Origin of the sequence: Skermanella pratensis, assembly GCF_008843145.1 — a bacterium.
GTDB lineage: Bacteria > Pseudomonadota > Alphaproteobacteria > Azospirillales > Azospirillaceae > Skermanella > Skermanella pratensis.
On the sequence record NZ_CP030265.1, the window covers coordinates 338,326 to 353,334 of the forward strand.

At 67.5% G+C, this 15,009-nt stretch carries 13 protein-coding genes and 1 pseudogene; 2 read left to right on the forward strand and 12 right to left on the reverse strand.

Going from position 1 to position 15,009, the window contains the following annotated elements; translation table 11 throughout:
- Positions 1–229 precede the first annotated feature (229 nt).
- Entirely contained in the window at positions 230–1,600 is a 1,371-nt protein-coding gene (locus tag DPR14_RS01530) for an HlyD family type I secretion periplasmic adaptor subunit (protein WP_158043591.1), read from the reverse strand.
- 1 nt (position 1,601) lies between these two features.
- Entirely contained in the window at positions 1,602–3,332 is a 1,731-nt protein-coding gene (locus DPR14_RS01535; RefSeq protein WP_158043592.1) for a type I secretion system permease/ATPase, read from the reverse strand.
- A 542-nt stretch (positions 3,333–3,874) separates the two neighbouring features.
- Between DPR14_RS01535 and DPR14_RS01540 the strand changes: the two genes are divergently transcribed.
- Positions 3,875–5,260, forward strand: coding sequence for a TIGR03013 family XrtA/PEP-CTERM system glycosyltransferase (locus DPR14_RS01540; RefSeq protein ID WP_158043593.1), 1,386 nt, complete (start codon positions 3,875–3,877; stop codon positions 5,258–5,260).
- Between the two features lie 599 nt (positions 5,261–5,859).
- Here DPR14_RS01540 and DPR14_RS01545 read toward each other — a convergent pair.
- From DPR14_RS01545 to queA, 7 genes and pseudogenes are all read right to left on the reverse strand, one after another.
- Complete coding sequence (locus DPR14_RS01545) at positions 5,860–6,546, reverse strand: tetratricopeptide repeat protein (RefSeq protein ID WP_158043594.1); 687 nt, start codon at positions 6,544–6,546, stop codon at positions 5,860–5,862.
- 77 nt (positions 6,547–6,623) lie between these two features.
- Positions 6,624–7,287 (reverse strand): annotated as a pseudogene (locus DPR14_RS28585) (CatB-related O-acetyltransferase).
- A 13-nt stretch (positions 7,288–7,300) separates the two neighbouring features.
- Positions 7,301–8,287 carry a calcium/sodium antiporter gene (locus DPR14_RS01555; protein ID WP_158043595.1) on the reverse strand — a complete coding sequence of 329 codons (987 nt, stop codon included), beginning with the start codon at positions 8,285–8,287 and terminating at the stop codon, positions 7,301–7,303.
- Positions 8,288–8,350: 63 nt separating this feature from the next.
- Positions 8,351–9,445, reverse strand: coding sequence for a tRNA epoxyqueuosine(34) reductase QueG (gene queG, locus DPR14_RS01560; protein WP_158043596.1), 1,095 nt, complete (start codon positions 9,443–9,445; stop codon positions 8,351–8,353).
- Positions 9,432–9,896, reverse strand: a complete 465-nt coding sequence (gene queF, locus DPR14_RS01565; RefSeq protein ID WP_158043597.1) for a preQ(1) synthase — start codon at positions 9,894–9,896, stop codon at positions 9,432–9,434. Before queF ends, queG begins: the two co-directional genes overlap by 14 nt.
- A complete protein-coding gene (gene tgt / locus DPR14_RS01570) occupies positions 9,877–11,085 on the reverse strand; it encodes a tRNA guanosine(34) transglycosylase Tgt (RefSeq protein ID WP_158043598.1) in 1,209 nt (402 codons plus the stop codon). Before tgt ends, queF begins: the two co-directional genes overlap by 20 nt.
- Complete coding sequence (queA, locus tag DPR14_RS01575; protein WP_158043599.1) at positions 11,082–12,119, reverse strand: tRNA preQ1(34) S-adenosylmethionine ribosyltransferase-isomerase QueA; 1,038 nt, start codon at positions 12,117–12,119, stop codon at positions 11,082–11,084. Before queA ends, tgt begins: the two co-directional genes overlap by 4 nt.
- Positions 12,120–12,236: 117 nt before the next feature.
- On the opposite strand from queA, the gene DPR14_RS01580 reads away from it, so the two are divergent.
- The gene (locus DPR14_RS01580) at positions 12,237–12,896 is read left to right on the forward strand and encodes a queuosine precursor transporter (RefSeq protein WP_158043600.1); all 660 of its coding nucleotides are present in this window, start codon (positions 12,237–12,239) and stop codon (positions 12,894–12,896) included.
- On the opposite strand, the gene DPR14_RS01585 is transcribed toward DPR14_RS01580, so the two are convergent.
- From DPR14_RS01585 to parS, 3 genes are all read right to left on the reverse strand, one after another.
- The gene (locus DPR14_RS01585; protein ID WP_158043601.1) at positions 12,897–13,637 is read right to left on the reverse strand and encodes a hypothetical protein; all 741 of its coding nucleotides are present in this window, start codon (positions 13,635–13,637) and stop codon (positions 12,897–12,899) included.
- Positions 13,638–13,854: 217 nt separating this feature from the next.
- Entirely contained in the window at positions 13,855–14,361 is a 507-nt protein-coding gene (locus tag DPR14_RS01590) for an RES family NAD+ phosphorylase (RefSeq protein WP_158043602.1), read from the reverse strand.
- Positions 14,358–14,843: a type II RES/Xre toxin-antitoxin system antitoxin gene (gene parS, locus DPR14_RS01595; RefSeq protein WP_158043603.1), complete on the reverse strand. Its 486-nt coding sequence runs from the start codon at positions 14,841–14,843 to the stop codon at positions 14,358–14,360. The genes DPR14_RS01590 and parS overlap by 4 nt, the downstream gene beginning before the upstream one ends.
- Positions 14,844–15,009: the final 166 nt, after the last annotated feature.

The window sequence follows — 15,009 nt, forward strand, 5'->3', positions numbered from 1 at the left end:
GCCTATGCGCTCCCCTGTCAACGCTTCGCCGGCGGCCTCGCGACCGCCGCCGCATGACTCGGGGCCGGTGTGGGTCGCTACTCCTTCACCGTACAGGACTTTCACCCGCTACTCCTTGCCGGTCTCCCGGCGCTCTCTGTGTCCATCTGGGTTCATCTGTGGACTATGGAATCAGAAAAAGCCGCCCCTCGCAGGGCGGCTTTTCGCATTCCGGGGAGAGCGCCTGCCGCTATTCGCGCATGGCGCGGACGAAGGTGTCCTGCATCGGCTGGATCAGGTAGGAGAGCAGCGTGCGCTCGCCCTTCTTGATCACCACCTCGGCCGGCATGCCGGGGATGATGTTCAGGCCTGAGATCCTTTCCTTGCTCTTCTCGTCAACCAGCACGCGCACGTTGAAGTACGGCATGTTGGTCTTCGGGTCGACCAGCCGGTCGGCCGAGACGGTCTTGAGCTGGCCATGGATCATCGGCGTGGTGCGCTGGTTGAAGGCCGGGAAGCGGATCTCCGCCTCCATGCCGACCTGAAGCCCGTCGATGTCGGCCGGACGGATCTGGGCATCCACGACGAGCTGGTCGTTCTGCGGCACGATGTCCATGATGCGGCCGCCCGGGCTGATCACGCCGTCCACCGTGTGGAACGCCATGTCCACCACGACGCCGGTCTCCGGCGCGCGCACCTCCATGCGGGCCAGCTCTGCCGTCGTGGCGTGCAGGCGCTCGGCCGACTCGAACAGGCGGGCCTGGGTCGTGCGCAGGTCGGTCTCGACCTGTTCCAGGAAGGTCTTCTGCGCCTGGGTGATCTGAAGCTCGGCCTCGCCGATCTGCTGGCGGACGCTGGCGATGCGCGACAGGATCTCGCCGCGCTCGGCGGTCAGCTCCTCGACCTCGCGCTCGTACTGCAGGACCTTGTTGGCCGGCGCGTTGCCGCGTTCGGCCAGCTCGCGCAGGCCGTTCAGCTCCTTGTCGAGCAGGGCGCTCTGGCGCAGCTTGGCCTTCTCCTGGATCTCCATGCCGGAAATCTGCTCGAGCGACTGGGCGATGCGGTTGCGCAGGATCGAGGTCTGGCCGGTCAGGCTCTGGCGGCGGGCCTCGAAGATGCGCTTCTGGCCGGCCATGGTCTCGGCCAGTTCCCGTTCGGTCCGGGCGCGCCCGATCAAGTCGGCCGGGAAGCGGATATCGTTCAGGCCGTCCCGTTCGGCCAGCATCCGGGCCTCCTCGGCCTTGGCCAGATCGACCTGGGCGCGCAGCATCTGGGCCAGCGAACGGGTCTGGGTCGGGTCCAGGCGGACCAGCACGTCGCCGGCCTGAACCTTCTGGCCGTCGCGCACCAGTATGTCCTGGATGATCCCGCCCTGGAGGTGCTGCACCGACTTGCGGTAGCTGTCCACCACGACCGTGCCGCTGGCGATGGCGGCGGTGCTCAGCGGGGCCAGCGCCGACCAGGCGGCAAGGCCGCCGAAGCTGGCCAGGATGATCAGCCAGCCGGCCGTGATCGTGCCGTTGTAGGAGGTCGGGAAATTGGGCTTGGCCTTGGCGCCGCGACCGGCTGCGGCAGGGTTCGCTGGCAGGAGGCCGGGGTTGGTTTCGATCAGACTGGTCATGTCAGGAAGCCTGCTGGGCGGTCAGGCCCGGCTGGGCCGGGGCGGAAGCGGATGCCACGACGGGGCGGGTGAAGCGGGACAGGACCTCGTTCCGGTTGCCGAACATGCGGACGCCGCCGTCGGCCAGCACCAGGATCTGGTCGGTGGCGCTCAGGATGCTGGGCCGGTGGGAGATGATGATCACGGTCGTGCCGGCGCGCTTCAGCTCCGAGATGGCGTGGACCAGGGCGGACTCGCCCTCGTCGTCCAGGTTGGAGTTGGGCTCGTCCAGGATCACCATCGCCGGGCCGCCATAGACCGCGCGGGCCAGGCCGATGCGCTGGCGCTGGCCGCCGGACAGCGCGCAGCCGCCGGTGCCGATCGGGGTGTCGTAGCCCTGGGGCAGCCGCAGGATCATGTCGTGGACGCCGGCCCGCCGGGCGGCGGCGACGATCGCCTCGCTGTCCAGCTCGCCGAACCGGGCGATGTTCTCGGAAACCGAGCCGTCGAACAGCTCCACGTCCTGGGGCAGGTAGCCCATGAAGCTGCCGCGCCGCTCCGGGTCCCAGTTGTGCAGGTCCGCGCCGTCGATCCGCACGGTGCCGGCATAGGGTCGCCAGGCGCCGACCAGCAGCCGGGCGAGGGTGGACTTGCCGGCGCCGCTCGGGCCGATCACGCCCAGCACCTGGCCGGCGGCCAGGTCGAAGCTGACCCGTGACAGGGTCGGGGCCGCGCTGCCGGGGGGCACCACCACCACGGTCTCCACCTTCAGGTCGCCGACCGGGCGGGGCAGTTCGGTGCGCGGCACTGCCTTGGGAATGCGGCTCAGCAGCTCGTTCAGGCGGCGATAGGCGATCCGGGCGCCGACGAACTGCTTCCAGGTGCCGATAGCCTGCTCCACCGGGGCCAGAGCGCGGCCCATCAGGATCGAGGCCGCGATGATCACGCCGGGGGAGATCTGCTCGTGGATGGCCAGCCAGGCGCCGCCGCCCAGGATCGCGGTCTGGAGCAGCAGGCGCAGATACTTGGTCAGGCCCATGATGACGCCGGCGCGGTCGCTGGCGACCGCCTGAAGGCGCAGGATCTCCTCGCGCCGGCCCGCCCAGCGGCGGCGGAAGTTGCCGAACATGCCCATCGCCTCGAGCACTTCGGCGTTGCGCATGCTGCTCTCGATGGCGCCCGCCGCCATGACGGCGTTGCGGTTGGCCTCCTCCAGCGGCTTCTTGGTCACCGCCTCGTTGACGATGGCCAGCGCGAACAGGAGGATGCCGCCGCCCAGCGCGATCAGGCCCAGCATGGGATGGAAGACGAAGATGACCGCCAGGATAAGCGGCGTCCAGGGCGCGTCGAAGAAAGCGAAGATGCCCGACCCGGTCAGGAACTGGCGGACCGTGTCGAAGTCGCGGCTGGCCTGCGCCGGATTGCTGCCGACCCGGTGCAGGCTGGCCTGGAACTGCGCCGACAGGACCCGTTCGCTCATTTCCTGGTCGAGCCGGCCGCCGACGCGGACCAGCACGCGGGACCGGATCACCTCCAGCAGGGCCATCACGCCCAGCAGGCCGACCGTGATCAGGGTCAGCATCAGCAGGGTCGCCTCGCTCCGGCTGTGCAACACCCGGTCGTAGACCTGCATCATGTACATGGGCGATACGAGCATCAGCAGGTTGATGAACGCGCTGAATGCCGCAGTCATGACGAAGGCATTGCGGCAGGTGGCGAGGGCCGCCCTCACTTCCGATTTCTTTTCAGTCATCCCGTCAGCTTCATAAGTTGATCAATGGCGCATGTTGGAAATCCACTGGTTTCCTGTGGAAAACACACGGTCGCCATGAGGCTTTCTGACGCCAGAAGTACATGATTCAGCGTTAAAGAGTCATTAAGCCATCGCTCGAAGCTTCTGTAACATTTGTGGAAAGCTCAATGAAACAATTATGAGGCACTGCAACATGGATGTTTTTGCATCGCATCATGACCGCCGTGAGTAATGAATTATCCCCAAAGCAGAATTGATTTGTAAGTAGATAAAAGGTTCCGGCATCGTCCCGTTCGGTCGATGTCGCGGCGCCGCCGAAGTTCCCGCGCAAACTCCATTTCTCCTTTCGGGACAAGGCGGTACGTCAAAAGGTTTGCCCATTTTATGCACAAGAACGAGTGCCCGGCGATCAACCGGTGGTATCCTCCGCGCCAAGAACTCATTCTGCGGACCTCGGTCAATGCGCGCTTTTTCATGAAAATTTATAGAATTCCTTCAAAAAGGCGCTTTTGGGCAGAAAACCGGGTGGGGGGCAGTTCAATATGATCCGCGTTTTCAACATGTTCATTCCAACCTCTTTCCTTTTCCTGGCGCTTGCCGATGTGGGCGTTCTGGCAAGCTCCATGATCCTGTGTCTCAGCCTGAGCTACGCAACACTCGACATCGTTCTCACAAACCAGGAAGGACACCTTCATCAGACCGTCGTCTTCACGGCGATGACGATACCTTGCCTGTTCATGATGGGCCTGTACGAGCGCAAATACCTCCTGACCATCAAGGTTCTCTATCTGCGCATCCTGATCGGGCTCGGCCTCTCGTTCCTGTGCCTGATGACGATCTTCTACGTGGTTCCCGGCAGCAGGATCTGGATGAGCGCGCTGTTTCCGGCGCTAGCGCTGGCTTCGGTGGGGCTGCTCGGCAACCGCGTGGTGCTGACCCGGATCGCCAGCATCCAGTCCCTGAAGAACCGGGTGCTGGTGCTGGGCACCGGGCCGCAGGCGCAGCGGATCGAGCGGGCGGAGCGGGAGCTCCGGCCGGCCAACTTCATCGTGCTGGGCTTCGCGCCGGTCGAGCCGTGCGCCACCTGCGTGACCGAGGGCCGGGTGGTGCGGGCGAACGACCTGCTGTCCCTCTGCGAGACGCTGAACGCCGACGAGGTGGTCGTGGCGCTGGAACACCCGGAACAGAGCGTCCCGCGCGAGACGCTTCTCCAGTTCCGCCTGAGGGGCATCCGCATCCTGGACACCGCGACCTTCTTCGAGCGGGAGTTCGGCCAGCTCGAGATCGACCGCCCCTATCCCAACTGGCTGCTGTTCTCCAACGGCAGCACCATGGGGCGGTTCGAGACGGCGGTGAAGCGCACCTTCGACGTCGCGGTCAGCCTGGGCTTCCTGCTGTTCGCGCTGCCGCTGCTCTGCTTCACCGCGCTGGCGGTCAAGCTGGAGGACGGGGGGCCGGTCTTCTACCGGCAGGAGCGCGTCGGCCTGAACGGGCGCAAGTTCTCGGTCATCAAGTTCCGCAGCATGCGGGTCGACGCGGAGAAGGACGGCGTCGCCCGCTGGGCGTCGGTCGACGATCCCCGCGTGACCTTCATCGGCGGCATCATCCGCAAGATCCGGATCGACGAGATCCCGCAGATCTTCAACGTGCTGAGCGGCGAGATGAGCTTCGTCGGCCCCCGGCCGGAGCGGCCCAGCATCGTCAACGACCTGGTCAAGGACATGTCCTGCTATCCCTACCGGCACATCGTCAAGCCGGGGATCACCGGATGGGCCCAGGTCAACTATCCCTACGGCGCGTCGATCGCCGACGCGCGCGAGAAGCTGAAGTTCGACCTCTACTACGTCAAGAACTGCAGCCTGATGCTCGACCTGATCATCCTGCTCCAGACCGTCCGCGTGGTGATCTGGCCGCAGGGCGTGCGCTGACGGGACCCGGACCAAGGCAGCCCCGGCACGGTCGTTGCTCGCTGCTCAAAAGGCTGAGCTAGGAGAAGAAACACCCCTTTTTCGTCATACCCGGACTTGATCCACGGCTGTCCGGCACGGTACTTGCCGCCTCAACCAGTGGACGCTTTTCTGGTGGGGCGCTCCTCCCTTCATCGTCATGATCGGGCTTGACCCGGTCATCGCTTGCGGACTCCATCAGCGCCGCCGTGCGGTGAGATACCCGGATCAAGTCCACGGCTGTCCGGCACGGTAATTGCTAATCAACTATTGAGAACATTCCTGGCGACTGTTTTCTCCTTCGGTTCGTCATCCGCGGGCTTGACCCGCGGATCTCAAGGCACGGAGGCTTCGATGCTTCCCGCGAAAGATGGCTGGATCAAGTCCGGCCATGACGAAAACGGAGTGCTTCTGCCCGCGATTAACCCTTTCCCGTAATAAGCAATCACCGTGCCGGACAGCCGTGGGTCAAGCCCGGTCATGACGTTAAAAAGATGAGGGCGCTCCTAGAAATTCTTTTTCAGGTTGATACGCAATCACCGTGCCGAAAAGCCGTGGACTCGGGCCAAGCTGCGCGGGCGTCACTCCAGGACATCGTCCTGGAGGTTCTGCAGGATCTCGGCCGCGTCCTCGTCGCCCCGCTCGACCGCGGCTTCCAGCAGGTCCACGATCGTGACCTCGTCCGGCGGGTCCTGGTCGGTCATGTAGAGCACCGCCAGCCGGGTCATGGCCGCGGCCTCGCCCCCGTCGGCGGCGATCCGGTAGAACCGCTTGGCGGCGTCGCGGTCGACCGCCTGGCCCAGCATTCCCTGGTCGTAGGCCAGGCCGACATTGAAGGCGGCCTTGGCGTTGCCGTACTCCGCCGCCAGCAGGTAGTGGCCGAAGCCGGCATCGGGGTCGGCCGACACGCCGGCTCCCCGGATGTAGCAGTCGCCGATCATGCCGTGGGCCAGTCCCGACAGGGTGTGCTCCGGGTGCTCGGGGTCGTCGGTCTGGTCGGCGGCGTCTTGGAGCAGGGCCAGCGCCCGTTCGGGATCGGTTTCCCCCATGACGGGGTCTAGCAGCATGGCGGCGCGGTTGATCAGGGCCGACGGCTCGGCCGAGATCTCGATCAATGCGTCCAGGACGGCGGCGATCCGCTCGTGGTCCGGCTCCGGGTCCTGCACCAGCAGGCTGGCGAGCAGCTTGGCGGCGTTGGTGTAGCGTCCGGCGGCGACGCAGTCCTCCGCCGCTTCGTAGACACGTTGAAGATGGGCCGATCCGAGCATCAGGGTTCCAGGACAGTGGGGTCGACCTCTTATGTGGGGATGCCGCCCGCGGAACGGGAGGGGCGCCGATGCGTCCGTCAGGTCGCCGCCGCCAGCGCGTCCGGGTCGCCGCCGCTGATGGCGGGGAGGTTCCGGGTGATCTTCTCCGCGTCCCAGTCCCACCAGCGCAGCCGCAGCAGCCGTTCGACATCGTGCGGGCCGTAGCGCATGCGGACCACCCGCGCCGGGTTTCCGGCCACCACCGCATAGGGCGGCACGTCCCGCGTCACCACCGCCCGGGCGGCGACGATCGCGCCGTCGCCGACCGTGACGCCCGGCAGGATCGTGCTCTTCCAGCCGGTCCAGACGTCGTTTCCGATCACGGTGTCGCCGCGGCCCGGGAACTCGGTCTCGCCGTCGAAGCGCCCGGCCCACGCGCCCCCGAAGATCAGGAAGGGATATGTGGACGGTGCCGTAGTCCGGTGGTTGCCGCCGTTCATCAGGAACGCGGTTCCGGTCGCCAGGGCGCAGAACCGGCCGATCCGGAGCCGGTCGCCGGTGAACTCGTAGTGGTACAGGACGTTGCGGAGAAAGGCTTCCGGCCCTTCCGGGTCGTCGTAATAGGTGTAGGCGCCGATCTCCACATTGGCCGGGAGCGGCAGGTTCCGGACGAACATCACCCCGGGGATGTTCCGCCAGCGGGTGCAGGACGTCGGGATCGGGGCCGAAGCGCGGATCGTGCCTGTGCCGCTCGCTCGCCATCACCGGCTTCCCCTCAGGCGAGGCCCACCAGCGCACGGACGCCGGGCGAGAGCTGGACCGCGATATAGGCCGCGTAGCAGGCCAGGAGTGCCGCCCCTTCCCAGCGGTTGACGCGCCATCCGGTGACGGCGAACACCACCAGCAGCAGGGCGGTCGCGAGCATCACCCAAATGTCGAAGCCGGCGATCTCGGGCGGGATCGAGATCGGCGTGACGACGGCGGTGACGCCGCCGATGCCCAGGATGTTGAAGATGTTGCTGCCGATGATGTTGCCGAACGCCACGTCGGTGTGCTTCCGGATCGCCGCCATGACCGAGGTCACCAGTTCCGGCAACGACGTGCCCACGGCCACCAGGGTAAGGCCGATGACCGCCTCGGACAGCCCGGCGGCGCGGGCGATCACCAGGGCCGCGTCGACCAGCAGGCTCGCCCCGTAGACCACGCCGGCGATGCCGCCCACGATGAACAGGCCGCCCAGGCCGAATCCCATCCCGCGCGGCGGCAGGTCGGCCACGTCGCCGGCTTCGTCGGCATGCACCGTGGCTGACGGGCTCCCGTTCCCCCGTTCCGTGAAATAGGTGTAGACGGTGTAGGCGGCGAGCAGCACCAGGAAGACGACCCCGACCCAGCGGGCGAGCGACCCGGCCAGGACCGCTGCCACCAACAGCACGCTGGCGCCGATCAGCACCGGCCCGTCGCGCCGGAAGGCCTCCCTGGTCGTCGCCATCGGCAGGATCATCGCCGCGACGCCCAGGATCAGCAGGATGTTGGCGATGTTGCTGCCGACGATGTTGCCGATCGCCACCCCCGGCGCGCCGATCAATGCCGCCTGCAGGCTGGTGACCAGTTCCGGGGTGGAGGTGCCGAAGCCGACCAGCGTCAGCCCGATCAGCATGGGCGAGACGCCCAGCCGCTGCGCCACCGCCACGCTGCCCCTGACCAGGGCCTCGCCCCCCGCCACGAGGAGCACCAAACCGACCAGGAGCTGAAGGATCGTCATGCAAGGTTCTTTCACGCGGGCCGCGGGACTCTGCTACCGGTCTGCCGCGAAGCCGGCCGGCGGTCAAAGGGAAATTTCCGGAATCTTCCCGCCCAGCCGCTCCAGCGCCCAGCGGGCGGCGTCGCGCACCAGGTCGGACCCGTCGCGGGTCAGCGGTTCCACGACCGCGGCGGCGGCGGGATCGCCGCAGTTGCCCAGCGCCGTCAGCACGTTCCGCACGAAACGGTCGCGGCCGATCCGCTTGATCGGGGAGCCGGAGAAGACCTGGCGGAACCCGGCGTCGTCCAGCTGCGCCAGGTCGGCCAGCCGGGGCGCCGTCAGCTCGGCGCGCGGCAGGAAGGCCGCTTCCCGCGTCCGGCGGGCGAACTTGTTCCAGGGGCAGGCCGCCAAGCAGTCGTCGCAGCCGTAGATCCGGTTGCCCATCAGGGGCCTCAGCTCCTCCGGGATCGGACCTTTGTGCTCGATCGTCAGGTAGGAGATGCAGCGGCGCGCGTCGAGCCGGTAGGGTTCCGGAAACGCCGCCGTGGGGCAGGCGTCCTGGCAGCGCCGGCAGGAGCCGCAGACGTCCTTGCCCGGCGCGTCCGGCGGCAGGTCCAGCGCGGTATAGACCTCGCCCAGGAACAGCCAGGAGCCGTGCCCGCGCGACACCAGGTTGGTGTGCTTGCCCTGCCAGCCCAGCCCGGCCCGTTCGGCCAGCGGCTTTTCCATGACCGGCGCCGTATCGACGAAGACCTTGACCTCCGCCGCGAACTCTCGGTGGACCCACTGGGCGAGCGCCTTCAGCCGGCCCTTGACCACGTCGTGGTAGTCGCGCCCGCGCGCATAGACCGAGACGACGCCGCGGTCGGGATGCTCCAGCAGCCCCCGCGGGTCCTCGTGCGGCGCGTATGACATGCCGAGCGCTATGACGGTGCGGGCGTCCGGCCACAAGACCTGCGGGTCGCCCCGGCGGTCGGCCTTCTCGACCATCCAGCCCATGTCGCCGTGCATGCCCTGCGCCAGGAAGTCGGCCAGCCGCTCCCGCGCCTGCTCGCCCAGCCCGGCGGGGGCGAACCCGACCGCGTCGAACCCCAAGCCCAACGCCCGGTCGCGGATCGCCTCCCGGATCCGCTCCGGTGTCTTCGTCCCGGCCCCGGTCCTGGACTCAGCCGCGGCCACGGTAGGGGGCCACGCCCTGGTCCGGGATCCAGATGCCGTCCGGCACCGGCCCGGTCTGGTAGAACACGTCGATCGGGATGCCGCCGCGAGGGTACCAGTAGCCGCCGATCCGCAGCCAGGAAGGATTCAGTTCCGCCTCCAGCCGCTTGGCGATGCCGACGGTGCAGGCCTCGTGGAAGGCGCCGTGGTTGCGGAACGAGGTGAGGAACAGCTTCAGCGACTTGCTCTCGACCAGCCACTCGCCCGGCACGTAGTCGATCACCAGGTGCGCGAAGTCGGGCTGGCCGGTGATCGGGCACAGCGACGTGAACTCCGGTGCGGCGAAGCGCACCAGATAGGCCGTGCCGGGGTGCGGGTTCGGCACGCGCTCCAGCACCGCCTCCTCGGGCGAGGCCGGCTGGGCGGTGTTGCCGCCGAGCTGGGTCAGGCCTTCATAGATCGACTGGGACACTCGAACTCTCCTCGGGAACGACGGGTACATTCAGGGGATCGGAAACCGCGGGCAGGTCGCCGAGCGCCAGCCCGGCCTCCAGTTCGGCCGCGCGCCGCTCGAAGCAGCCTTCCTCGATGGCGCGCCGCAGCTCCGCCATCAGGTCCTGGTAATAGGTCAGGTTATGCCAGGTCAGCAGCATCGGGCCGAGCATCTCGCCGGCCCGGAACAGGTGGTGCAGGTAGCCGCGGGTGTAGTCCCGGCAGGCGGGACACCGGCAGTCCTCGTCCAGCGGACGGGTGTCGTGGGCATGGCGGGCGTTCCGCATGTTCAGCACGCCGCGCCGGACGAAGGCCTGCCCCGTGCGGCCGGACCTTGTCGGCATCACGCAGTCGAACATGTCGATGCCGCGCCGGACCGCGCCGATCAGGTCGCCCGGGCGGCCGACGCCCATCAGGTAGCGCGGGCGGTCCGCCGGCATCAGCGGCGTGGTGAAGTCCAGCACGTCGAACATCGTCTGCTGGCCCTCGCCGACAGCCAGCCCGCCAACCGCGTAGCCGTCGAACCCGATGCCGGTCAGCGCCTTGACCGATTCCGACCGCAGGTCGGGGTAGACGCCGCCCTGCACGATGCCGAACAGCCCGTAGCCCGGCCGTTCCACGAAGGCGTCGCGCGAGCGCTGCGCCCAGCGCATGCTGAGCCTCATCGACTTCTCCGCCACCTCGTGGGTCGCCGGGAAAGGCGTGCACTCGTCCAGGCACATGGTCACGTTGCTGTCCAGCAGGTGCTGGATCCGCATGGACCGTTCCGGCGTCAGGTGGTGGCGCCGCCCGTCCAGGTGCGATTTGAAGGTGACGCCGTCCTCGTTCATGGTCCGCAGGTCGGACAGCGACATCACCTGGAACCCGCCGGAATCGGTCAGGATCGGGCCGCTCCAGTTCATGAACCTGTGCAGCCCGCCGAACTGGGCCACCCGCTCCGCCGTCGGGCGGAGCATCAGGTGATAGGTGTTGCCCAGCAGGATCTGCGCGCCGGTCTCCTTCACCGATCCGGGCAGCATGCCCTTGACCGTGCCGACCGTGCCGACCGGCATGAAGGCCGGCGTCTCGACGGTGCCGTGGGCGGTCGCCAGGCGGCCGCGCCGGGCGGCGCCCTCGGTCTTCAGGAGTTCGAAACCCAGGCCTGTCGTCAAACCCGTGGGGGCGGTCATTCCCGGGGTGCCCTTTCCAGCAGCGAGGTGTCGCCGTAGGAATAGAACCGGTACCCCGAGGCGATGGCATGGGCATAGGCGGCGCGCATGCGGTCGAGCCCGGCAAAGGCGGAGACCAGCATGAACAGCGTCGAGCGGGGGAGGTGGAAGTTGGTCAGCAGCAGGTCCACGATCTTGAAACGGTATCCGGGGGTGATGAAGATGTCGGTGTCGCCGCTGAACGGCGCAAGCGTTCCGTCGTCGGCCGCCGCGCTTTCCAGCAGCCGGAGCGACGTGGTGCCGACCGCGACGATCCGCCCGCCGGCCTGTCTGGCGGCGGCGACGGCATCCGCCGTCTCGCGCCCGATCTCGCCCCACTCGGCATGCATGCGGTGGTCGCGGATATCCTCGACCTTGACCGGCAGGAAGGTGCCGGCCCCGACATGGAGCGTCACCGGAACCCGGCGGATGCCGCGCTCGTCCAGCCGGGCCAGCAGGCCGGGCGTGAAATGCAGCCCGGCGGTTGGCGCGGCGACGGCGCCCTCGCGGGCGGCGAACACCGTCTGGTAGTCCTGGCGGTCCTCCGCCGTCTCGCCCCCGGGCCGGCGGATATAGGGGGGCAGGGGCATCACGCCGTGGCGGTGCAGCGCCGCCATCAGGTCCGATCCGGCGGCGGAGAAGCGCAGTTCGACGTCGCCGCCCTCGCGCTTGTCCCGCACCTCCGCCGACAGGTCGGGCGCGAAGACGATGGTGTCGCCGACGCGCAGCCGCTTGCCCGGCTTGGCGAAGGCGTGCCAGGTGTCGGCGCCCTCGCGCTTGTGCAGCGTGACCTCGACCCGGACCTCGCCGCGCCGGCCGTTCAGGCGCGCCGGGATCACGCGCGTGTCATTATAGACCAGCAGGTCGCCGGGGTTCAGCAGGCTGGGCAGGTCGCGCACGACATGGTCGGCAAAACTGTCCCCGACATGGAGCAGGCGCGCGGCATCGCGCGGGCGTGCCGGCTGGTCGGCGATCCTGTCGGGCGGCAGATCGAAATCGAAATCGGCGGTTCTCATGGGGAGCGCCCATATAGTGGATCGCGGGCCGAAGGGAAAGCCCAATGATTCCGCCGGGATTGACTCGCGCGGCGGCAGTCGGCATAGGGCGCGTTTTGCCGCCTCCCGGGAACAATCATGTCCAGACCGCCGACACCCGGCTATTCCTCCAGCTTTGTTCTGATCGTCGCCCTGTTCGTGACCTGCCTGATCGTCTCCAACGTCGCGGCGGTCAAGCTGATCATGGTCGGCGGGCTGGTCCTGCCGGCCGCCGTCCTGATCTTCCCCGTCAGCTACATCATCGGCGACGTCCTGACGGAGGTCTACGGCCTGGACGCCGCCCGCCGGGTGATCTGGCTGGGCTTCCTGTGCAACATCCTGGCGGTCGCGGCCTTCGCGCTGGCGCTGGTATTGCCCGCCGCACCCTTCTGGCAGGACCAGGCGGCGTTCGAGGCGATCCTGGGCGCCACGCCCCGCCTGCTGCTGGCGTCCTTGGCGGCCTATCTGGCGGGGGAGTTGGTCAACGCCCATGTCCTGGCCTGGCTGAAGCGCCGGACCGGCGGCCGGCTGCTGTGGGTCCGCACCATCGGCTCGACCCTGGTCGGGCAATTCCTGGACTCCGCCGTCTTCATGACCGTCGCCTTCGCCGGCGTGCTGCCGGCCGAGGCGTTGGCCGGCGCCGCCGTCACCCAGTGGCTGGTCAAGTCGGGTTTCGAGGCGGTCGCGACGCCGTTGACATACCTGGTCGTGGGAACCCTGAACCGGACCGAGGGCCGGGCCGGGCGGGCACCGGCCTGATCAGCGCAGCCGGACCGGCAGGGCGGTGGTCATCGCCAGGCTTTCCGGCGACCTGGCGGCGAGGCTGCCGTCCGGCCGCGCCGACAGGATGACGTAGCGGCGGGACCGGCCCCGGTCGATCCGGGCCGCGATGTCCTCCCGCCCGTCGCCGGAGAAGCTGCCCGAGGCCAGGATCGTCATGGACCAGGAACCGTCCGCCGACGAAATCAGGAGCTTCTCTTCATCGACGACATAGCGCGGGCGGAACGGCGAGTTATCGTCCTTGGCCTCCAGCGGCGGGCGGAACTCCGCCGGGAGGGTCGCAACGTCAAGGCGCTCGGCGATCGTTCCCGCCAGATGGGAGAGCGGCGCCAAGTATGTCACGGGCTGGCGCGCCTGCCGGAGCAGGAACAGCACCGGGCAGTTCCGATAGGCGTCGAGCACCTCGTCCGGTTCGCCAGGTGCCGCGCGCACGCCCTGGTTCAGCAGTTTCATATAGTCGGAGCAGTTGCTGACGGTGCGGGTGCCCTGCGGCGTGGACGCGGTGAAGACCGCGCGCGTCTCGGTCACCGACGTGCCGTATTCGCTCAGGGCCAAGCGCAGCGCCGGATCGAAGATGGCGGCCTTGGGCAGGGGATCGTTCCGAGGGATCAGCGCGCCCCAGATCAGGTGGAACCCGATCGCAACGGCCAGCCCCGCCGCGGCGATGCCGGCCAGGAACACGAAGGTCCGGGTATCGTCCGATTTTTCCGGGCCGTTCATGAACATTTCGCTGCCGTTTCCACCCTGCCGCCATCGCCTCATTCCCATGATGGCATAAGAAGCTTTGGGCATGCACGGTTTTTGGACAGGGAGAGCCGGTGAGCGGAAGGCTGTGGAAGTGCGCCGGCATTGCACAAAAGAATCATTGCGCAAAAAATTCTTTGCATTCAAGAGCCGTCGTAAAGTCGGCTTCAACCGTCAGACACCGCTGCGGATCTCAAGACGTCGAGGGGTGGAGCCGGGTATCGAGCGCGAATGGCTCCTGCGTGCGCAGTAAATAAGATCCCGCAGCCGCCGAGGCGACGAACAACAGGTTCCAGCTATGGGGCGAGACCGCGCTGGGTATCACGACGAACTTGTGCCGGCTCAACAACTCGTCCCCGAATTTCTGCTGGCCGGCGCTCGGAATGCCCGGCCGTAGCCAATTGGAGTTTGGCAGAATTCCCGGATCGACGACATGGACGCTGAAAGGGTCGGCCACGGTCATGGACGTCAGTACGTGCGGTACGGTATCCAAGGCTTTGAACCCCTTGTGCACCGCGACCTCAAGGATCGCGGTCGCCGGATCGAGTGAGCAATAGGCAGCCCGCACGCCCCTGCTGTTCCACCGGCCCCCGACCAGGTATGCACCCTCGCCGCTGTCCCAGGTCGGGGCATATCCAGCTTGGTCCAGGCGCCATCCGACGATTTCGCCGCCGCCCAGTGCGGCCGGCAGCGGAGTCACGTGTAGACGCCGTATTCGAGACGATGAAGGAAATCCTGGACCATCTCCACGCCTGCCGGCGTCGCGAGCAGATCGATCGGACGGCGTTGGTCCAGGCCCATCGCGGGACGGTCCAGCCATTGTTCCGCCTCCTCCTGCGAACCGAACACCTCGGTCGCCTTGGCGAGGATCTCGGCGAACTTCCAGGCCCTGCCGCTTTGTTCCTGCCCGAGCGGCTTCTCAGGGGCTTCGCGGCGCCGCTGGAAGGTGCGCAGACTCATCCCGACGGCCCTCTCGAGCGAGTTCGATCTCTTGAGAACCAACAGGTTTCCGACAAGATGGTCGAGGGCTCGGCCCGGCAGCCCTTCCATCAGCATGTCATGGGCATCCAACGGCGTCCTGAGCGCGCGGCTGAAAACCCGGGACCCGCCGAGCAACTCCGCGACCCGCTGTACATCTTCTCCGCCGGGTGCTGTCGGATGTCGGTCGGCTAGGTCGGCCATTCTCTTCCTCCGCCACATGTCGTTCGAAAAGTGACAGGTGACGCATGCCGTTTCAAGCGCTACTTGGCGTACCCCGCCGGATCACCGCCCCTCCCGCCCCGGTGGACTCCCGCTCCCCGCCGGCCTAGGTTAGCTCTTCCGGACCCAGCCGCATCAGGCCAGCCTT